This is a genomic window from Larkinella rosea (assembly GCF_003858635.1).
In the GTDB taxonomy this organism is placed as follows: domain Bacteria; phylum Bacteroidota; class Bacteroidia; order Cytophagales; family Spirosomataceae; genus Larkinella; species Larkinella rosea.
The window spans coordinates 1,287,518-1,309,485 of the sequence record NZ_RQJO01000007.1; the positions used below are offsets into that span (position 1 = coordinate 1,287,518).

9 protein-coding genes are annotated in these 21,968 nt (G+C 53.9%); 6 read left to right on the forward strand and 3 right to left on the reverse strand.

The features are described 5' to 3' along the window. From EHT25_RS05495 to EHT25_RS05510, 4 genes are read left to right on the forward strand one after another with little or no spacing between them, the layout of a single operon-like run. Window positions 1–3,414: a DUF6603 domain-containing protein gene (locus EHT25_RS05495; protein WP_124871809.1), complete on the forward strand. Its 3,414-nt coding sequence runs from the start codon at window positions 1–3 to the stop codon at window positions 3,412–3,414. A gap of 58 nt (window positions 3,415–3,472) precedes the next feature. Then, complete coding sequence (locus EHT25_RS05500; RefSeq protein ID WP_124871812.1) at window positions 3,473–6,379, forward strand: hypothetical protein; 2,907 nt, start codon at window positions 3,473–3,475, stop codon at window positions 6,377–6,379. Window positions 6,380–6,385: 6 nt separating this feature from the next. After that, complete coding sequence (locus EHT25_RS05505) at window positions 6,386–11,179, forward strand: hypothetical protein (RefSeq protein WP_124871815.1); 4,794 nt, start codon at window positions 6,386–6,388, stop codon at window positions 11,177–11,179. Window positions 11,180–11,193: 14 nt separating this feature from the next. Further along, window positions 11,194–12,933, forward strand: coding sequence for a hypothetical protein (locus EHT25_RS05510; RefSeq protein ID WP_124871818.1), 1,740 nt, complete (start codon window positions 11,194–11,196; stop codon window positions 12,931–12,933). A gap of 82 nt (window positions 12,934–13,015) precedes the next feature. On the opposite strand, the gene EHT25_RS05515 is transcribed toward EHT25_RS05510, so the two are convergent. From EHT25_RS05515 to EHT25_RS05525, 3 genes are all read right to left on the reverse strand, one after another. After that, entirely contained in the window at window positions 13,016–14,470 is a 1,455-nt protein-coding gene (locus EHT25_RS05515; protein WP_124871821.1) for a RagB/SusD family nutrient uptake outer membrane protein, read from the reverse strand. An 18-nt stretch (window positions 14,471–14,488) separates the two neighbouring features. Then, window positions 14,489–17,854, reverse strand: a complete 3,366-nt coding sequence (locus EHT25_RS05520; protein WP_229311444.1) for a TonB-dependent receptor — start codon at window positions 17,852–17,854, stop codon at window positions 14,489–14,491. 319 nt (window positions 17,855–18,173) lie between these two features. Continuing rightward, the gene (locus EHT25_RS05525) at window positions 18,174–19,283 is read right to left on the reverse strand and encodes a FecR family protein (RefSeq protein ID WP_124871824.1); all 1,110 of its coding nucleotides are present in this window, start codon (window positions 19,281–19,283) and stop codon (window positions 18,174–18,176) included. 193 nt (window positions 19,284–19,476) lie between these two features. On the opposite strand from EHT25_RS05525, the gene EHT25_RS05530 reads away from it, so the two are divergent. Together EHT25_RS05530 and EHT25_RS05535 are read left to right on the forward strand one after the other, a co-directional pair. After that, window positions 19,477–20,019: a gluconate 2-dehydrogenase subunit 3 family protein gene (locus EHT25_RS05530; RefSeq protein WP_124871827.1), complete on the forward strand. Its 543-nt coding sequence runs from the start codon at window positions 19,477–19,479 to the stop codon at window positions 20,017–20,019. A gap of 143 nt (window positions 20,020–20,162) precedes the next feature. Continuing rightward, window positions 20,163–21,866, forward strand: coding sequence for a GMC oxidoreductase (locus EHT25_RS05535; protein ID WP_124871829.1), 1,704 nt, complete (start codon window positions 20,163–20,165; stop codon window positions 21,864–21,866). Window positions 21,867–21,968: the final 102 nt, after the last annotated feature.

The window sequence follows — 21,968 nt, forward strand, 5'->3', positions numbered from 1 at the left end:
ATGGGAACACTTGAAGAACTCGGAAAACACCTGGCGCTGGCCGTCCAGCCGCTGAAAGAAGCCGTGAGTGATCCCGACCATTTTCGGATTTTTATGTACCGGATGGGCTGGGGCGTCAACGGAATTCCGCCTTCCTACGCCAATCTGATCGCGAAGGTCGACGAAGCCATTGCCAGTCTGGAAGCCCTGCTCGCTGACCCCGACCCGGCCAAAGCGATGGCGGTTTTCGGGAAAATCAAGGCGGTTTACCAGGCCATTGAAGCCATCAGCGAAGCCCCGCCGGGCGTGGTAGATGTACCGGTTTTTCTGGACGAAATCCGTGAACGGCTTTTTGAAATCCTCATCGTCGATTACCTGACCGAAGCCTGGCCGTTCTTGCTCAACTTCTTCAAAATGACCGGCGTAATCGAGCAGATTCCCGTGCGCGCCCCCGCCGACCGCAGCCGCCCGTCGTTCATCCGGTTCAAGTTGAACTGGAATCGCATTCCCGAAATCCTGACCCAGCCCGACCGCTTGCCGGAATTTATTTACGGCTGGGGAACGCCCCGGTTTAATTTCGAACTCTTTGCCGAGCATTTCCTCGAACTGGTTTACGCCCTGCGCATTCCGGTTTCGCTGGCCCGGCTCGACGACGAAACCAGTTACCTCTACCTCGATTTTCCGACCAGCAATCCCCGCAATCCGCGCATCCGGCAGTTCATCGAAATTGCGTTTGCGTACCTCAACATCGAAGGGGAAGACCGGCCGCTGGGCCTTTCAATCCTGGATTTGCCCGCAGTAAACAACAAGTTGCCAGGTATCATCATTCAACCCGCGCTACCCGCCCAGATCGGCGCCGTACTGCGGATTCGGGAGGATGTCAACCTGCTGATCAAGGCCCAATCCAACATTGCTGCGCTGTTTGGCATTCTGATTCGCCCCAACGAGATCACCGTCAAATACCCGTTTCAGGACGGCCAACTGCCTTCCGCCGGTTTTGGTGCGGGTGTCGAATACGCGCCCGCGCTGGCAAAAACCGTGGTGGGCAGTGACGGCGGCACCCGACTGGAACTAAAGGGTGGTTCGCTCGAATTCAATTTTCTGTTCAACGGCAACGACCCCGAACTCAAGATTGGCGGCTCGCTCCGCGACTTTGCACTCGTCCTGAAAGCCAGCGATACCGACAGTTTTATCCGCAAAATTATCGGCGACAGTGAAACCCGGATTCCGTTCACGCTCGGCTTCGAATGGTCGAACAAACACGGCATCAAGTTTACGGGCGGGGGCGGTTTTGAAGTGGCGGTTTACCCCCATTTACGACTCGGACCGATTTCGATTGAAGAACTCCTGATCCGCTTGTACGGCGAAACCAGTCCGAAACCGGCGGCCAAACTCGAAGTTGGCACCAGCATCAAGGGCGAACTCGGCCCCATCACCTTCGTCGTTCAGAACATCGGCCTCGGCCTGACTACCACCTTCGACGGCGGCAATGCCGGGCCGTTCGACATCGGTCTGGGTTTCAAACCACCCACGGGCGTCGGGCTGGCCGTCGATGGCGGAGGCTTTTCCGGGGGCGGTTTTCTGTTTTTCGACGATGCCAAAAAAGAATACGCCGGAGGACTGGAACTTACTTTTTCGGAGACAATTTCCCTCAACGCCATCGGTATTCTGACCACGCGGATGCCCGATGGCAGCGACGGTTTTTCGCTGCTTATTATCATCACAGCGGAATTTACGCCCATTCAGCTCAGCTTCGGTTTCACGCTCAACGGCGTCGGCGGTTTGCTCGGCATCAACCGGACGTACCTCGTCGACGAAATCCAGAAAGGGGTTTACGACGGTTCGCTCAATTCCGTGTTATTCCCGCAGAACATCGTCGCCAACGCCACCCGGATCATCAACGACCTGAAGCGGATTTTTCCGCCCAAAACCGGTCATTACCTGGTGGCGCCGATGGCCAAAATTGGCTGGGGAACGCCCACGCTCATCAGCATCGAACTCGGTTTGTTGCTGGAAATTCCGCGACCCGGTTTTGCGATTCTGGGCGTTCTGCGCATGAATTTGCCCGAAGAACGCATTGCCATCGTTAAAATTCAGGTCAATTTCTTCGGCGAACTGGATTTTGACAAAGGCCAGATTTCGTTCGATGCCTCGCTGATCGATTCCCGGATTCTGACCTTCACGCTGACCGGCGACATGGCGTTGCGGCTGTATTACAAGGAAAATCCCAATTTTCTGGTCTCGATGGGCGGTTTTCATCCCGCTTACACGCCCCCGCCGATGAATTTACCGACTCTGAAACGGCTGAGTCTGGTGATTTTTTCGGGCGATCCGAGCCTGAAAGCGGAGTCGTACTTTGCCGTTACGTCCAATACCGTTCAGTTTGGTTCAAAAATCGAGTTGTCGGCCAACGCCAGCGTCTTCAACGTCTACGGTTTTCTGTCGCTCGACGTGCTGATCCAGTTTTCGCCGTTTTATTTCATTGCCGAAGTGGCCGCCATGCTGGCGGTTCGGTCCGGATCTTCCACCCTGTTCAGCGTCAAACTTCAGCTCACGCTCGAGGGTCCCACGCCCTGGCACGCGAAAGGAAAAGCTTCGTTCGAAATTGGGTTCATCTTTACCGTCACCATTTCCGTTCATTTCTACAAAACCTTCGGAGAACGGCGCAACGACATCCTGCCGCCCGTTCGGGTGATCGATAAACTGCGGGAAGCCCTGGGGAATTCGGGCAACTGGAAAGCCGACCTGCCCGTTGGCAATCAATTCGTTACGCTGCGGGAATTGCCAACCGACAACGATGCGCTGATTCTGCATCCGTTTGGCACGCTGACCGTAACGCAGAAAATTGTGCCGCTGCGGCTGGACATCGCCCGGTTTGGCTACCAGCTTCCCGAAGGTCCGCGCCGGTTTGAGATCACGAAAGCGCGAATGGGAACCGCCGAAGAAACACCCTCGACTTTCGAGAAAGAACAGTTTGCTCCGGCGCAGTTCATTGAAATGACCGACGCGCAAAAGCTCGCCCGCCCTTCGTTCGAACCGTTTGATGCCGGGGTCCGGATCGGTGGTTCGAATCAGTTGAAAAGCTCCTACGCCGTCGGACTCGACGTGACGTATGAACTGGTTTATGTGCCCGAAAAACAAAAGAAAAAACGAGTCGTGTTTGATCGGAGCCTGTTCGGCTTGTACCTGGGCCACAACGCTATCGCCCGGTCTTCGCTGGCGGAAGTCAAACGAAAACCGTCGGTTCTGGGCGCGGAAAAAGTCACGATCAAACCGGAGACGTTCGCCATCGCCACCTCGTCTTCGCTCCAGGTTCACCAGCAGATGATCTTCGAAACCGAAACCGAAGCGCAGGCAGCCCTCAGTAAGCTGATCCGCCAGGACGCCGGTTTCGCAGACGAACTCCAGGTCGTGCCCTCCTATCAACTCAATTAAAACTCTGATTTACTCCGCTTAACTCTGCGAAACAACTTCTTTTCAACTCCTGAAAACCATGCCCTTAGCCCGCTATACCTTTCTCCCCTGGCTCCGTCGCGGAATCGCTAACCAGCTCACCCAGGCCACCACGACGGCCAGGGCGCAAGTGAACGTCAGCCTGGAAATCAACAGCGACGCGGCCAACCCGATTTCAAAAACTGTCAGCCTGATCGGGCCGGGCGATGTCATCGGCATCAATCAGAAGATGATCGTTCGCACCGATCCGAGGAATCTGATCACTGATTTTGAACCCAATTACCTGGCGTCCATTGAGTTTTACGACGAAGATTTTCCCTGGCGATACACGCCCGATATCGAGCGAACCAACCACCGGCTCACGCCCTGGATTTTCCTGATGGTGCTGAAAGAAACCGAGTTCGAAAATATCAACACCGGTAATCGCCCGTTGTCGGCTATTAAACTCAAGGCGAACCGGAACGACGTTCTGCCTCCGCCCGACGATGCCTGGGCCTGGGCGCATACCCACCTGAACGAGCCCATCGACCATCCGGGCAATCAACCCAATCTGGGCCAACTAAACACCCTGCTGGCCAACCAGCCCGACCGGGGTGTTGCGCGGTTGTTGTGCCCCCGCCACCTGGAATCCAACACGGCCTACCACGCTTTCCTGATTCCGACCTTTGAAATTGGCAGAAAAGCCGGGCTGGGCGAACCCGTGGCCGATTCCGACCCGGCTTTGGCGTTTTCGTGGGCGAAAGATGAAACCGGGGAAAAAGAATTTCCGGTCTATTACCGCTGGTTTTTCAAAACCGCTGCCGGTGGCGATTTTGAAACGCTGGTCCGGCTTTTGCAACCCCGCGACATGGATAAACGCGTCGGAATCCGGGACATGGACGTACAGGCACCCGGTTTTGGAATGGGTACCGTGCAGGTTTCGCCCGACAATACCGTGGGGCTTGAAGGGGCTTTGCTGGCTCCCACTACGAAGCGAAAACCCGAAGGCAAATTCAACGATGCCAGCGATTTTCCGGAGAAGATCCAGCCCATTCTGAACCGTTCCGAGACGCTGATCGAAGCCAATCCCACGGCTGATCCGGTGGTTACTCCGCCCCTGTACGGAAAATGGCACGCGCTGACTTCCAAACTTCAACTCGAAGACAGTCAGCAAAACTGGGTTCATGAGTTGAATCAGGACCCGCGCTACCGCGCACCGGCCGGAATGGGAACGCTTGTCGTGCAGAAAAATCAGGAGGAATACATGCGCAAAGCCTGGCAGCAGATTGGCGACGTGCTGTCGGCCAACCAGAAAATCCGGTTTACGCAGGTGGCCATGCTGGCGAGTGCGACGCTGCAAAAAAAACACCTGTCGACGCTGGACGACAGCCAGACGCTGGCCATCACCAGTAACCTCCACAAAAAAGTAATCGGCGGAACAAATACGGTTCATTACCTGATCCAGCAAAGCACGGTTCCTTCCGCCACCCTCAGCGGTGCGTTCCGGAAAGTGGTCAGTCCGCAACGGATGACGGCCAAGCGGTTTTCAATTGCGACACCCCAAAACTTTACGAGGCTCTTTCAGTCGCTGAATGTGGGTAAAATCACGGCGGCCCCCGCCAAAACCGTACCGTCAGCGACCCGGACTTTACCAGCCGAAGTAATCCAACGACTTGATTTCAAGGCTGATGCCTTGCGAAGAATCCCGGCCCGGGCTCAGTTTGAAATGCTGGTACCCGGCAAATTACCGGCGAGAACGACCGGCGATGGAACGGTGGAAATTAAAGTCGGCGCCGATTTTCGGAAAGCCGTGGCCGGTTTGCACAAACTGATGGAGGTGCAGGTAGCGCCCCCGCCCACCCGGAATTCGGTGGCCCAATCGCTGGCTGCCCAGATGAAGCAAGCGCTCGATCCGTTCGAAAATTTTCGCAAACGCGTCCTGGCTGGAATCACGAAAGGCGAAACTGCGCCCGAAAAGCTGGATCAGGTCATGGCGTATCCCGACATCGCCGACGCCATGTATGAACCGCTGGTGGCGGCTAACAAGGAGTTTTTTGTCCCGAATCTGAACCTGATTCCGCCCAACACCATTTCGCTGATGATTCCCAATCAGCCCTTTATCGAATCGTATATGGTGGGAATCAACCACGAATTCATGCGGGAACTGCTCTGGCGCGAGTACCCGACCGACCAGCGCGGCACGCCCTTCCGGCAATTCTGGAAACCGTTCGGAACCACTTCGATGGCCTCCATGACGCCGAAAGCACAGGCCGAAAAACTAAAGGATATTCCGCCGATTCACCAATGGCTGACCGCGCCCAAAACGCATCTGGGGGACCACAATCAACGTCAAACCGCCAATCCGGCCGAAAATCCGTCGCTGGTGCTGGTCATCAAAGGCGATTTGCTGAAACGGTACTCGAACACGGTGATTTACGCGCAGGAAGCGCAGTGGGGAACCGACGCCGACAACGCCAACCGGCTCGTGCTGGTGGACACAAGCGGGCAGGCCAACCCCGACGGCGTTCACATCAAAAATCCGATTTACAAGGCTCAGATCGACCCGGACCTGCATTTTATCGGTTTTGATTTGTCGATTACTACCGCCAAAGGGCAGGTAAACGAAGAAACCGCGGCCGAAAAAAACCGCTTAGGCAACGCAAACCTGGGTTGGTTTTTCGTCATTCAGGAAGTGCCGGGCGAACCACGGTTTGGACTGGACGAAAATCAGGCGACCAACGCAAGCGAGGTAAAATGGGATAATCTTTCGTGGGAAACCCTTGGCAATCAGCGGGAAGTGATTGACATGTCGAAGCCGTTCGTGCAAAGTTTGCCGGGCAGCAATCCCGATTCCGTGAACTGGAACACCAATTCGGCGGATCTGGCGTACATCCTTTTCCAGAAACCGGTCATGGTGGCGGTTCACGCCCGCGAGATGCTCCGGAATTTGTCCAACCCTCAAGTCTGAACCGCTATGAACCTGAAAGAAATTCAACAGACCGCCAATAAAATGGAAACCGAACGGGCTCAGAATCAGGCGCAATTGCTGCTTCTGACCGGGATGGCGAATGATCTGAACAATCAGATTCAGGCCCTGCAACTCAAGGGAAGTTTGACGGATTCGGAAAAGTCGACGCTCGATTCGTTTACGAGCCAGGCAGCCCGCCTGCAACTCCGAACGACCGCCACGCGCAAGACGATTGCAACGAGCAAACTCAAGCGTTTTCAGGAATTTCAGGACTTATTTCAGGAAGCTCCGCAACAGCTGATCGAGCAGCTCACCGACGACCTGCCAATTGTACTTTTCCCGGTTCGGATCGAAACACATTTTCATTCGGAAAACAACAGGCACGAATTGTGGGTCCGGGTTTATCCCGATGACATTACCACCTTTACCCACGAAAACGAACTGACCGCCGACGAAATAACCGCCGGGGAAGCGTATTGGAAAAGCGTCTGGGAAACCCGTAAGCAGCCCGAAGACGAAGGAAAAAAAACGCGCGAAACGCTCTGGAACGGCCTGGCAAACCGCTTCGGCGTAAACCGGGCGGCCTGGGTTGCCCGCCAGACCAAACCCACCAACTGGTACGGAAAATGGCGGTTACTGCCGGAGCTGATTCTAAAAACCCAGGACCCGCCCAAACCGCAAGCCTGGAGTAAAGCGCCCCATACGCGACTGATGCCCAGCCAGTTCGTTTTTATGGCGTACGGCCCGAGCGGAAAAGCGTTTGAGGTTGTCGGCAAACCGGTCCCCGACTACCTCGTAATGGGTCCCGATCCGTTGCTGGAAGAATCCGCCTTCTCGCGCGATGCCAATAACAAACTGGTCATCGGTAAGGAAATGGCCTGGCTGTTTGATTTTGAGGAAGCCGTTGCCGTTGGCATGGCCGTCAAAATACCGATCACGGTCGACTGGGTGCAACGCGGTTTTGAGAAACTGATCGCGCTCGGCGTTCGCTTCACCTCCGACGCCACGCAGAGCAAAGATTTGCTGGAAAACCTCTTCCAGAATCATACCTATTCCGCGGGCGGTTTTGGTATTTTACCGCAGGGAACTCCGACGAACAATACCGACAAAGCCGCATCCGGTTTTTCGGATGCCGACCGAACCGGCCCGCAACTCGAAACGCCGGATGGGGTGCCGCTGTTCAAACCAACGCCTGATTTTTACCAGCAAACCGACGGGCAGCGGTTGGCCGAAGCGCTGGGAATCAGCACCGAATCGATGTCGTTCACGGAAAATGCCCAGCGCACCGACATAGCCGAAGCGCTGTCGATGAACAACGCGCTCTGGCCAGCCACTTGGGGCATGATGCTCGACGATTTGCTCAAACCGCTCGTTACCCGGAAGCAGCAGGATCTGGCCCGGCAGTTTTTCACCGAATTTGTGACGGGTCGGGGCTTTCTGCCTGCCATTCGGGTCGGCAATCAGCCGTATGGTTTGCTCGTCACCAGCAGTTTGAACGACTGGCAATTTACCGTGCGCGAAATGGGGGCAGATCGCGAATTCTGGGGAAAGTTGCTCCAGATCCTGCGGCAGCTTAGCGTTCAATATTCGGTCTTGCTTCCGAAGGTTTCGTTTGCCGGAAAAGCCGGTGACGCCAATGAAACCTTGCTGAATATCATCGGCTTACAGGCTTCATCGGTGGTCTTTCACTCCCGCAAAGCCGTGACGGATCTGTACGCCTGGAACTACCTCAATTTCCAGAAATCCAATTTCCTGTCCAACATTCTCTGGAACGCCATCAACACGGCCAAAAGCCAGCAGTTGAGCCGGTTGACGTTCGATGTGAGCAAGGATTTCTTACTCGAAAAGCTGATTTTCCTGTCCAGAACCGAAGAGCTGAACGGGCCGGTGATCGACGCCGATCCGCGAACACCTTTCTCCGAAACCGCCCCGATCCAGCCGTATGACGGCACGAACAATTACATCGACTGGCTGCTGAAGAGTGATTTGCAAACCATTAAAAATCAGCAGTTCCGGGATAAAGACAACAATCCGACGGCGGCCCCTAAAGCGTTGTTGTATCAGTTGCTGCGTCGGGCTTATTTGGAAGAATTCGGACAAAGCATCACCAAATGGCTGGTCAATCAGCAGTTTATCGACGATTCCCCGCTGGAAAAACAGATTCAGAATATCGGTTCACTGAACGATCTGAGCAAAGAAGATTACCTGCAACTGAACGCGTCGAAAGTGCGGCTGGGCAACCAGAATGTGGCCATCGGCGATTACATCCGGACGCTGATTCCCAAGCCCGGAACCGCCTACAATGGCCCCACCGAAATGCTGCCGTTGATGGGCGTGGTCAAAGCGTTACAGACTTTGAAAAACCTGCCCACGGCACGGCTGGAGCGGCTTTTTGCTGAGCACCTTGATTTGTGCAGCTACCGGCTGGATGGCTGGCAAACCGGTCTTTTTGCCCGGCGACTTTACAACCTGCAGCACGCGTCCGACCACAGTTACCAGCGCAAAGGAACGTACCTGGGAGCTTACGGCTGGGTCGAAAACCTGCAGGCCAATACCGCCAAACAAGCTTTTCCGCAAACCAGTTATCCAAAACCGCTTCAGGAGCCCGACAACAAACCCATTTACGAAGACCCGACGAACGGCGGTTACATCCAGACGCCGTCGTTGCGGCACGCGGTAACGGCTGCGGTGTTGCGGAACGCCTATCTTTCGCAGGGCAGCGACAATCCGCGGCTGGCGGTCAACCTGTCTTCGGAGCGGGTTCGGATGGCGATGACGTATCTGGAAGGCATTCAGAACGGCCAGGATCTGGCGGCTTTACTGGGTTACCAGTTAGAGCGCGGCCTGCACGACCGAAGCCTGTTCCTGAACCAATACATTTACGTCCTTCGGGCGCGGTTTCCGCTAATTTCCAAAAAATTAACGGACGTGCCCGACGGTGCCCCGCAGGAAGTGATTGAAGCCCGCAACGTGATTAATGGTTATGATTTGCTCGAATACGCCCGCACGCACCCGCAGCTTCAGGGCATTGCCGGACTGCCCGCACCCAATTCCCCGGAAATGCAACAGATTCTGGCCGAGCTTGATCGGCTGACCAATGCGCTGGACGCCCTGGCGGATTTGTCGCTTTCGGAAAGCGTTTTTCAGGCGGTTCAGGGCAATTTCGACCGGGCGGGCGGGATGTTGCAGGCCATTTCGGAAGGCAAGATGCCGCCGGAACCCGAGATCGTGGAAACGCCCCGCTCCGGCACCTCGATTACCCACCGCGTGGCGGTTTGTCTGCAAACTACGGGCGTCAGCGACCGGCACCCGGCCTGGGGTACCACGGCTTCTCCGCGCAGCAAAGCCAATCGGTTCGTGAATCACTGGCTGGGCGAGCGGCTCCCGAAACCTGCCGATATTCGCTTCCGGTATCAATCCGGGGACGTGGACGATACGTTGAGCCTGGCTCAATTTGACCTGCAACCGCTTGATCTGGTTTTGATGGCGGGGGCCGAACTGGGCAACCTTTCCTCGGAGCTGGAGCGGTGGCTGATTTACCAGATTCGCCTGAATTTCAACGTTTCCGATCAGCAGGCGATTCAATTTAGTTTCAGTCCGGCGGGGCAAGCGGTTAAGCTGGGCGGTTTGCTGCCCTTGCTGAACGCCATGAAAAAGATCGTGACGGAAGCCCGACCGCTGCATGCGCTTGACTTTTTCCCGCAAACCGCGGCTTACCTGGAAGGCGAACCCAATCCGCAGGGCTACCAGGACTTAGCGGTTTTCCGCGCTTATCTGGAAGCCGAAATTGCCGATTTGAAATCGATCACGGCGGTTTTGAAAAGTAAAACCGCCCTGCTGAAAACCGCTCTCGAACAGGCTCGTACGACCCAGCAAACCGTCGTTGAACTAGCCAAACTGACCGCTGTTCGAGCCAGTTTGGCCGACCTGGCCCGCTACGGCTGGACGGAAGCCTTGCCGAATTCGACGAACGGCAACTCGGTTTTGGTGGCCGATGAACTGCTCGCTCAGGCGGAAGGAATGGTCTCATTTTTTGAAAAAGTAACTTCCCAAAATGGGTTCGACGGTTTTGATGCATTAACCCCCGAACAGCAGGTTGAGCGGTGCCGAGAGGTTGCCCGACAGATTTACGGTAAGTCGTTCAACTGGGTTCCTGCATTCCGGTTCCTCAACCAGAGTCAGCTCACCAACGGCATTCAGCACAGTCCGGACATGCTGAGTCAGCCAACTGAACTGGTTATGGAAAACTGGCTGCAAACCCGGGCCCGGGTTCGGCCTGCGATGGAAAATGCCGAAACCCTCGCATTCCATCACGATCTCTATCAGGAGCAGCCTTTTGCCCTGACACCCGTTCAATTGCCGTATGTCACCGGGGAAAAATGGGTGGGCGAAACGTTCTCGGAATCGTTGCGAAACCAGGACCGGTTGTCATTGGTTTTGCACCAGGCTCCGGGCGATACCGCTCAGAATCAGGCCGGTTTTTTACTGGATGAATGGAATGAACTGATTCCGACCGACAAAGAAACGACGGGCGTGACTTTCCATTATAACCGACCCAATGCTACACCACCGCAAGCCATCCTGATTGCCGTAGCACCGGTTTTAAACGGAAAATGGACCTGGCTTGAACTGGAAAATATTCTGACTGACACGCTCAACCGCTCCAAACTCCGCGCCATCGAACCCGATATGCTGACCGATACGGACTATTTTCAGGTCCTTCCGGCGGTTCTCAATGATTTTTCAACCGGCGGTATTTCAACGGTTTTCACAAACGGCAGTACGCTGGCAACCAGCTAAATCCCTGACTTCCAATGGCTGAATTTGATAAACTAAAATCGTTGTTCCTCCAGTCACCGATCTTCCAACCCACCATCAAAGGCTGGAACCGGCTGGAAGGTCGCCCGCGCAACCGGGATTTTGAGCGGAGTTTGCGCGCCGAAGTTCGGGATCCGCTCTGGATGCTGACCCGGCAGTGGCAGTTTGGAGAGTTTCAGGGTGAAGACGCCGGTTCGCCGGTCGACGCCCGCATGCTGACGTACCAGACCTACCTGAACCGTTACGCCGTTGGCAACCAGTCTGCCCAGAAATTCGAGATGGATATTCCGCTCGAAGCCCGGGTGGAACGAGAATTCTGGCCGGACGATTTGGGCCGCCAGGTACGCATCGGGCGGTATTTTGAAAAGCTGTTGCGGATCAATGCGCTTCCGTATAAAGACAACTACCTTGCTCAATACGCCATCGACACCAGCGCGCCCAATCCGGTTTACGACAAAGACACGGATCAGACGCGGGGCGCGGTGGCCGGAAAAGTCATCAACGGGGTTTTGCTGTTAAAAGCCATCGCCGACGGTTCGCACGCAACCTGGGTGGACGCCCTTCCCCAGATCGCCGATTCAGACCGGACGAAACTGAAAACAACCGCGTCAGAACTCGTTCAATGGGCCGGAGCATTCGCGACGCAGCCGACCTCACAAGCCGACAATGCGTGGTCGGGAACACACCTGGAATACCAGTTTGCCTGCGCAGCGGAAGATGCCGACGGCACCCAAACCGTCCTGCGCGCCGATCAGTATGACTCGGGCCACCTGGATTGGTACTCGTTCGATGTGGATGCAACCGGCAAACTCGAAGGAGCGGTTTCGGAACCCGAAAAACCGCTGGAAGAATGTCTTTCGTTTATTCCGACACCGGTTTCGTTCAACGGCATGCCGCAGCCCCGATTCTGGCAAATGGAAAACGAACGTATTGAATTCTCCAATATAGACGCCAACACGACCGACCTCATCAAGCTGATTATGACCGAGTTCATGCTGTTGTACGGCAACGATTGGTGCGTCTTTCCTTACGAACGGAAAACCGGTTCCCTCTGTGAAATCCGGGGACTGGTCATTACCGACGTGTTCGGCCAGCGGACTTTTGTGAAACCGGCGGGTTCCGGCATCGACGACGACTGGACGCGCTGGAGCTTCTTTTCACTCAGCACCAACGCCCAAACCGCCAACACCGCTTCGTTTTTACCGCCCGCGTTGGGCAAAACCCTCGAAAGCCAGCCGCTCGAGAAAGTGAATTTTATCCGCGACGAAATGTCCAACATGGTCTGGGGAATCGAATCCATCGTGCCGTCATCGCTGGGTCGGGGCGTCAATGGGTACGAATCCGCGCTGGCGGCCGAAAATGCAACCCGGCCGCCGGAACCGGAGCTTCAGCCTACCGAAGCGAAAATCCGGTATATGCTGGGGACCAGCGTTCCTTATAACTGGATTCCGTTTCTTCCGGCGCAACTGCCGGGCAGTAACCGCGACATCCGGTTGCAGCGCGCCCGCATGCCCGACCTGGCCGCTTCGTTCAAAGGCAGAATTCTCGACGAACCCGCGCCCTATTTCGTGCATGAAGAGGAAGTGCCGCAAACGGGCAAAAGTGTCACCCGAACGTACCAACTCACCCGAACGACGGACGGAAAACCGGTACTCTGGATTGGCCGGAAAGCCCTGCTAGGCAAAGGCGAAGGCCGCAGTTGGCTGGCGTTTGATCAGATTGTGGATGTAGTTTGATAGGAACGCGGATTCAACGGATTAACACAGATTAAATCCGTTTTGATCGGTTCAAGCCGTTGAATCCGCGTTCCCATCAGGCTTATAAATTCGAATTGATATTCGCGTCGCCGATGGGGATTGGATACCAGTAATCGGTTTTGGAAATGGCACCGGTCGGTTTCAGGTCATCGGGGGCTTTGGTAGCGTTGGCTTCTTCCACTTTTTCCAGCCGGATCAGATCGAACCAGCGGGTCCACTCACCGGCAAATTCCCAGGCACGTTCGTCCACCACGGCGTTGGCAAAATTTGCACCCGTCATTCCAGCCGCCAGAACCGGTAAGCCCGCACGCGTGCGAATGGCATTGACGGCTTCATATGCCTGCGCGTTCGGCGTTCCGTCGGCGCGGGCCTGAGCTTCGGCATACACCAGCAGAACGTGAGCATAGCGAATCATGTGAACCGGTTGCGACGACGAGAACTGGGTATTATCGGCCAGCCGGAATTTGGCGTAATACGGATGCTTCGACAGGCTATTCTGCCACGTAATTTTCGTGCCGTCGGGTTTCGTAAACACCGTATGAAAGGTAACATCCTTGCGTTTACCGGCGGGAAACCGGTTGAAGAAATTGATCTCGGCCAAATAATCGTCCCAGCCGTTTTCGTCGCCGGGCGTTGCGGGCAAGCCGTAGAACGAATTCGTGGAACCACCGAAATTAGCTGAGGTCTGGAAGGCAAACACTTCCTCTTTCGTCCCGACCGCCGAGGCCGTTCCCGACCACAACGTGGCCAGATCCGGCACCAGATCAAAACCGTAAGTGGCCTTTCCGTCGATTACTTCCTTCGCTTTCGCGGCCGCTTTGGCATAATTAGCCGTTACCTTCAGGGGCCAGCCTGCTTCGGTGAGGTACACATCCGCCATCATCGCTTTCACTGACCCTTTGTTCGGACGACCCGGCGCGCGTTTGGTATTTGGAACCAGTTTTTCGGCTTCCAGCAAATCGGCTTCAATCAGTTTATACACCTCCGCCGGAGGACTTTTCTGGATACTAAGCTGATCATTAGAGAATTGCGCCGTCGTGATCAACGGAATATTGCCGTAACCCCGAACCAGCCAGTAATAACTTAATGCCCGCAGGAAATAAGCCTCGCCCACAATGGCATCAATGGTAGCCTTATCGCCGGTTACGGTTTTGTAATTCTCGATGATGTTGTTGGCCCCTTGAATGGTTTTGTAGGTTCCACTCCAGATCTGGACCATCCGCGGATTAGCCGGCGTTACATCGAACTGATCGAACTCGCGAAAATCCCACTTGTTACCCCCCGCAATGGTCGAAACATCATCGCCACCCATGACGTATGCCTGAATGGCCGAGGTTAGAAAACCGCGCGCCCAGGTGCGCAGCAAGCCTTTGTAGGTGCCGGTTAGTGCCGATTCCAAACCAGCCACATCGGCAATGGCGTTGGTTCCAACTACCTGCCCTTTCGGTTCCTCTTCCAGAAAATTGGAGCAGCCCGTCAGCACGGCAACGAGAAATAGTATAGTCAATTTTTTCATGATCGTATCGATAATGGATTAAAAGGTCACATTTAAACCGGCCGTAATCGTCTTGGCGTTCGGGTAGGAACCGTGGTCGATGTTCTGCACCACATCACCCACTGAGTTGGAAGTCGATTCCGGATCGATGCCCTTGTATTTCGTGAATGTCAGCAGATTGGTACCACTTACAAATACCCGAACCGTTCCGATGTTTTTGAGCAGCGATTTCGGAATCGAATACGCCAGACTGATGTTTTTCAGCCGAACGAAATCGCCTTTTTCCAGAAACCGGCTCGTCTGGGTCAGGTAATTTTCCTTCGCATTGCTGAACGCCGGAATGTCCGAAGTTTCATTCACACCCGGAATGTAGCGGTCTTTAATGGCAGCATAGGTCGGCTGACGAACATCGGTACTTCCCACGATTCCGGCGGCATAGGTGTAGTTCAATTTGTCAAACCCAAACACACCCTGGAAGAAAATATTCAGCGATAATCCTTTGTAGTTGAATGTATTATTCCATCCCAGCGTCGTTTTCGGCATTCCGTTTCCGATAATCTGGTAATCCTTCGGACCAATTACGCCGTCGTTGTTCAGATCCTGGTAGTGCGCATCGCCCGGTTTATTGCCGTAGCGGGCGGCCTGATCGGCTTCCCCCGGTTTCCAGGTTCCGAGGTAATTCAGCCCCCAGAAAGCCGCCATCGTTTGCCCGGGAATCAGCACAAATTCCGTTGCCGCAAAAATGGTGTCCTTCGCCGAACCGAGCCGAACCACTTTATTATTGACCAGCGCGACATTGACTGACGTATTCCAACTAAAGTTTTTCCCGGTCACCGGCGTCGCTTCCACTGCAATTTCCCAGCCTTTATTTTGCACTTCACCCACGTTTCGCAGAATGCTGTTGCCCCCAATGTATGCTGGCAGGGGTTGGCTCAACAGCAAATCGCGGGTGTTTTTCACGAAATAATCGGCCGAAAGCGAAATTTTGCCATTCAGAAATTCCATGTCCGTTCCGAGGTTAAGCTGCTCAGTGGTTTCCCATTTCAGGTTCGGATTGCCCGGATTTCCCAGAATGATCCCGTTCGTTATGCCGTTGGTAAAATAACCGGATGTAAAGGCTACGCCCGCATCATCGACGTTCGTGATGTAAGTCGAAAGCGTTCCGTACGGATTAATGGCCTGATTACCCGTCAACCCCCAGCTTCCGCGCAACTTCAGATTGCTGAAAATCCGCTGGCTTTTCATGAAATTCTCCTCCGTCAGCCGCCAGCCCAGCGCCACCGATGGAAAAACACTGAACTTGTTGTCGCCCTGGAATTTGGACGAACCGTCGCGCCGAACCGTGGCCGACAGCAGATACCGGTCCTTCAATGCGTAGTTGACCCGGCCCAGATACGACATCAAACTCCAGCGCGAATAGCCCGAACCAATCAGATTGGACGCGGCCAGGGCGAGGTTGTTGTACGATTGTGCCGGATACGTCAGGTTGGTCGCATTGGCGTAAAACGACTCCCCGGTTTGCTTCTGGGTTTCAAAAACGCCGGTAATTTCCAGGCTGTGAATTTTATTAAATAACCGCTTGTAATTCAGCGCATTCGTACTTTGCAACGTAATTTGCTCGCCCGAACTGCGGCCCGCCCGTGGCAACATACTGGAAATGATCGGTCCGGAAAACGTTTTGTCCTGCTGGTTGATGTAGTTGACACCGTATTGCACATCCAGCGAAAGTCCCGGAATAAATTCATACCGCAGGCCACCGACGAGGTTTACGCTGGTCCGGTTTGTCCGGTTATCGGCGTCGGTCGTGAGCGCAACGGGGTTTTCGAAGATCGAGCCAACCGGATCACGGTAGGTATATTGCCCTTTCGCGTCGCGAATCGGCGTAGTCGGTGACCACGCAAATGCCTGTCCCAGCGCACCACCCCGCGATCCGGTACCACTGGTATTGTGGTTTTCGCGACGGGTACCCAGAAAATTCAGCCGAACCGAAAACTTATCGGAAACCTGCGACGCAATGTTCGAACGGATGGTATATCGTTTAAAATCCGAATTATTTACAATCCCGTTCTGATTCAGGTAATTGGACGAAATCAGGTACGTCGTTTTGTCGTTTCCGCCCGAAATCCCCAACTGATATTCCTGCCCTCCGGCTTTGCGCAACACTTCATTTTGCCAGTCGGTACCGCCATTTTGCCGAAACCCGTCGATCTGAGCCTGCGTAAAAACCGGGTTTGAGTTACCCACGGCAGCCCGCGCATTCACCACCTCGGCGTAATCGACCGCATTCAGCATATCCATTTTCTTCAGCACCTGCGAGGACGAAAACCGGGTGCCGAAGTTCACCTGCATGCTTCCTTTCTTCCCGGTTTTGGTCGTGATGATGATCACTCCGTTGGCGCCCCGGCTTCCGTAAATCGCCGTAGCCGACGCGTCTTTCAACACCTCCAGAGAGGCAATATCGTCCGGGTTGATGTTGTTGAAATCAGCGCCCACAAAACCGTCCACCACATACAATGGGCTGTTATCACCGTTGATCGAGTTGGCGCCCCGGATGCGGATCCGAACATCCCCCCCCGGCGAACCGGAAGCATTGGTCACCTGTACTCCCGCAACCCGGCCTTGAAGAATCTGATCCAGGCGCGTAACGGGCTGTTCCTTAAAATCATCGACGGCAATCGACGCCAGCGAACCGGTCACATCGCTCTTTTTCTGCGTTCCGTAGCCTACCACGACCACTTCATTCAGGGATTTAATGTCGGCCTGAAGACTGATTTCAAGTGACGAGGTTTGGTTGCTGATGGCCACTTCTCTGGAAATAAAGCCGATGGACGAAATCACGAGCGTGTGATTGCCGTCGGGAACGTTCAGCGTAAATCGCCCGTTGCCATCCGTCGCTGTGCCGGTGTTGGTGCTTCCTTTCAGCAAAACCGTTGCTCCGGCAATAACGCCCCCAACGTTGTCGATGACCCTCCCGGTCACGTTATACGCCAGAACGGTGGTCTCGACGGTGATATCTGGTCCCTCCACTCGTTGTCCGGTAGTAATCATTCGCTTCAGCAAAATCTGGTTTCCGGCGATCTCGTAACTTATTTTTAAAGGAGTCAGTAATTCACTGAGAATCAATTCGAGTTTTCGGTTTTTAGCCACTAACGAAACCGTCCGCTCCGACTGAATCAGCTCCGGGCTGTACATAAACCGCACGTCCGATAACTTACTGATTTTTTCGAGCACTGTCCCGATTTTCTGATCCTGAATCTGGACCGAAATCCGGCGACTGAGTACGTCCTGCGCGTGGCCGTGATAGGCCACCGCGAGATCCGTAAACGCCACCATGACGGCAAGTTGTAGGAGGCTGATTCTCATAATTATTCGCAGGGCTTCATGCGAGGGTACGTATTTTTTCATACTTTTGACCGTTTTGCTGGTTGTGAAAAATTGGCAAAATCTCTCCCGTATCCTCTTCAGGATAAGTTGTTTGAACGTCAACTGCAGCGGGACTGTAATTCGGGTGAATGATGCTGGAACATCGTTCACCTTTTTTTGTACTTCGGAGTTATCGCATAGAGATTGGCAGGGGTTAAAAGTTAAGGGTTAGGAATAGGTTTTCGGTATTCTGTTTTCGGTTTACGGTATTCGGTTTACAGCAATATGATTTTCAGTCAGAATCAATGCACTCCTTAGTCATGCATCAGCAACCGTAAACTGAAACCCGTAAACGGAGAAACTAGCAAGCTTTGCCGGTTATAAAAATCTGTTGTCCACGAACCTCATAGGTGGCTTCCAGAATTGTACAGATCCATTGCATTTTTTTCAATAATGGCTCATCGCCGAGTGTGGCCGTGATGCTGCACCGCGCCATTATGTCTTCGTCAAAAACAATATCAACGCCATATGCCTTTTCCAGATTGGCGAACACCTTCGAAACCGGGGTGGCATTGTAATCGAATTGCTGGTTTTCGATCGGCATATCCAGCAAAACCGGCGTGCCGACCTGCGTTTTCACCAGGCGGGTTTCGTTCCGTTCGAACGTTGCCTGCTGATTTGGCATCAGGACCATGCCGGCCAGTTCGCGGTTACTGCGCAACGTTTCGGCCTGTCGGTCGTTCTGCGCAAACACGGATACCTTGCCGGTTTTGACAACCACAATCACCCGTCCCTCACTGCCATACGCTTTTACGCTAAAACTGGTACCCAACACTTTGGTAATCAACCCATTCGCGATAACAAAGAACGGTTTTTGGGGATTTTTGGAGACTTCAAAAAACGCTTCGCCCGACAGATAAACTTCGCGTTTATCGCCAGTAAATACTTTTGCGTAATGGAGCTGACTGTTTTTTCGCAGAACGACCGAGCTGCCATCCGGCAACAGGACGTGTTTCGGAGCTGAACTGTTATTCACTACCCTATCCAACGCGCTGATTTCTTTGGGCAGAGTAGTAGGCTGAGCCGGTTTTTCCGTTGCGGTTTTTTCATTGAACAAGCTATAAAATGACCAGCTTAAGCCCATCAGGAGCGCAATGGAAGCGGCCAGATTCCACCAGCTTCGTCCAAATGGATGAATGGTTTTAAAGGACTCAAGCCGTTTTTCCTGTCGCCGGGCCTCCGCCAATGCCTGCCGGATTTTAGCGGTTACCTGATCGTCCGGGAGATTAACCGGATTTCCTTCAATGGTTTTGATCGTTTGGCGGGCGTGTTCCAGAATTTCCGGCCGTGACGGGTTTTCCTGTTGCCAATTCTGCCAATAGTCATCCTGATCGGGTGCATCACCCACCGCCCAGGCTACAAACCGGGGATTTTCCAACAACCACTGAAAAACTGTATTTCTGTCATCCATAAAAAATCCGAATCCATCTTGCCTGTATCCTACGCTATTATCCCAAAGCCAATCAACAAATACTCACCTCTGACATCTTTTTTCTCATTTTTTTTACGCATTTCCTGCATGAGTAAACCGTACTCCCTAATTGCTTTACCGATTAAACCTTCATCTTGCTTTTTACCAACTATTTATAAAACCGATCCTATCGATGTCCACTTCATTTATTCCCCGTCGGGAAGCGTTGCAACGGCTCGCCCTGCTGGTTGGTACCACCCTTTCGCTGCCGGTGCAGGCGGCTTTGCGGGGTGAAACAAGTGCGGGAGTTCCGCTGGTTTTTGCGGCCGATCAGCAAAAAATGATCGCTGACCTGGCTGAAGTCATTCTTCCGGCCACCGACACGCCCGGTGCCAAAGCCGCCGGTGTCGATCGGTTCATTGAGTATGTCATCGGACATTGCACGGTTCCGGCCCAGCAGGAAACGTTTCAGAAAGGATTGCAGCAAACCGACGCCTTCAGCCGGACAGCTTATGGAAAAGCATTTTCGGAATTAGACCCCACGCAACAGACGGAGATTGTTCGACAATTGACTCAGCGGGAAAAGCAATTTTTCCAGAACATACGCGAACTAACAATTGTGGGCTTCTTCACCTCGGAACTCGGAGCCACCAAAGTGGCGGAATATCTCCCCATCCCCGGCCGTTTCCAGGGCGATATTCCGTTAAAACCGGGGCAGAAAGTTTGGGCGATTTAATCGTTTAAAGGTTCTGGTTTATCGTCTTTTGTCTTACTCAATGGATTGCCGATCAATGGGTTAATTACAAATCTAAACGATGGACCGGAAACCGGTTTTATTGACATAAAAACGAACCTCTATTAATTCGAACGGAAAAAATTATGAATCTGAATATCGACGCCGTAAAAGACATGACCTACGATGCCATCGTGATCGGATCGGGGGTAAGTGGCGGATGGGCGGCTAAAGAGCTGACGGAAAAAGGATTACGGGTATTGATGCTGGAGCGGGGGCGTCCGCTGGAGCACGTGACGGGTTACACCGAAGCCCTGAAAGCGCCCTGGGAAATGCCTGAAAACGTCCGGCTGGGCGACCTGGCTCCCAAATATTCGCAAACTCCGTTGGGATCAGCCTTAACCGTTCCGACCTACTGGATGCCCGGACAGGAGACTTCCTACCGACAGGACAAACCGTTTCGGTGGCTGCGTCCGTCGATAGTGGGCGGAAAATCCATCATGTGGGGCCGGCAGTCGTACCGATTTAGCGATATTGATTTCGAAGCCAATGCGAAAGAAGGCATCGGTGTTGACTGGCCCATCCGCTACAAAGACATCGCACCCTGGTATTCGTACGTCGAAAAAATTGCGGGGATTTCGGGCGAAAAACTCGGCTTACCGCAGCTTCCCGACAGCGAATTTCTGCCACCGATGGATATGTACCTGGTGGAAAAAGAAGTGCGCAAGCGGATTGAGAAAAATTTTCCGGGCCGCATTATGACCATCGGTCGGACTGCCAATTTATCGGAAGCACAGAAAGTGCATGTCGAAACGGGTCGCACAGCTTGCCAGTATCGGAATCAGTGCATTCGGGGATGCCCGTATGGAGGGTATTTCAGCACGCAATCCTGTACATTGCCGCCCGCCGTTAAAACCGGTCGGCTGACCCTCCGCCCCCATTCCGTGGTGACGGAAATCATGTACGATTCCAAAAAACAGCGGGCATCGGGCGTTCGGATCAAAGACGCGGAGACGCTGGAAAACCGGGAGTATTTTGCCAAACTCATTTTTGTGTGCGCCAGTGCGATGGCTTCCACGGCCCTGCTCATGAACTCCGTGTCCGACCGGTTTCCAAACGGCATGGGCAACGATTCGGGTCAGTTGGGGCACAACCTGATGGACCACCATTTCCGGATTGGCGCAACGGGCCAATGGGAAGGCGGGCAGGACCGGTATTACTACGGGCGTCGGGCAAACGGTATTTACATTCCCCGCTACCGCAACATCGGAGCCGACAAGCGGGATTATTTACGCGGTTTTGGGTACCAGGGCGGAGGGGGTCGGCAGGGCTGGCAGCATCACGTAGCCGAACTGTCTTTTGGACCTTCACTGAAAGAGGAACTGACTAAACCGGGGCTTTGGAACATGGGGCTAACCGGTTTTGGCGAGCAGTTGCCCGAATTCAAAAACCGCATGTATCTCGACAAAAGCAAACCGGATAAATGGGGCATGCCGATGCTGGCCTTTGATGCCGAAATTGGCGAAAATGAGAAGAAAATGCGGGTCGATATGATCAACGACGCGCAGGAAATGCTCGAAAAAGCCGGTTTGATCAATGTAAAACCCTACGATCAGGGCTCGGTTCTGGGTCAGGCCGTTCACGAAATGGGAACCGCCCGCATGGGCCGAGACCCGAAAACGTCGGTGCTCAACGGCAACAACCAGATTCACGCGGTCAAAAACGTGTTCGTTACCGACGGTGCCTGCATGACCTCCTCGGCCTGCGTCAACCCCTCGCTGACCTACATGGCCCTCTCCGCCCGAGCCGCCGATTTCGCTGTGCGGGAATTGAAAGCGCTGCGGATGTAAGTGAGAATGAAGAATGTAAAATAATGAACGCCAAATGTTAAAGTGAGTTGAGAGTTTAGCTTTCACTTTAACATTTGGCGTTCATCATTTTACATTCTTCAT

Excerpts from the sequence above, each read along its gene's own strand:
- EHT25_RS05495 (WP_124871809.1), top strand. The coding sequence starts at position 1 with ATGGGAACACTTGAAGAACTCGGAAAACACCTGGCGCTGGCCGTCCAG.
- EHT25_RS05500 (WP_124871812.1), top strand. The coding sequence starts at position 3,473 with ATGCCCTTAGCCCGCTATACCTTTCTCCCCTGGCTCCGTCGCGGAATC.
- EHT25_RS05505 (WP_124871815.1), top strand. The coding sequence starts at position 6,386 with ATGAACCTGAAAGAAATTCAACAGACCGCCAATAAAATGGAAACCGAA.
- EHT25_RS05510 (WP_124871818.1), top strand. The coding sequence starts at position 11,194 with ATGGCTGAATTTGATAAACTAAAATCGTTGTTCCTCCAGTCACCGATC.
- EHT25_RS05515 (WP_124871821.1), bottom strand. The coding sequence starts at position 14,470 with ATGAAAAAATTGACTATACTATTTCTCGTTGCCGTGCTGACGGGCTGC.
- EHT25_RS05520 (WP_229311444.1), bottom strand. The coding sequence starts at position 17,854 with ATGAAAAAATACGTACCCTCGCATGAAGCCCTGCGAATAATTATGAGA.
- EHT25_RS05525 (WP_124871824.1), bottom strand. The coding sequence starts at position 19,283 with ATGGATGACAGAAATACAGTTTTTCAGTGGTTGTTGGAAAATCCCCGG.
- EHT25_RS05530 (WP_124871827.1), top strand. The coding sequence starts at position 19,477 with ATGTCCACTTCATTTATTCCCCGTCGGGAAGCGTTGCAACGGCTCGCC.
- EHT25_RS05535 (WP_124871829.1), top strand. The coding sequence starts at position 20,163 with ATGAATCTGAATATCGACGCCGTAAAAGACATGACCTACGATGCCATC.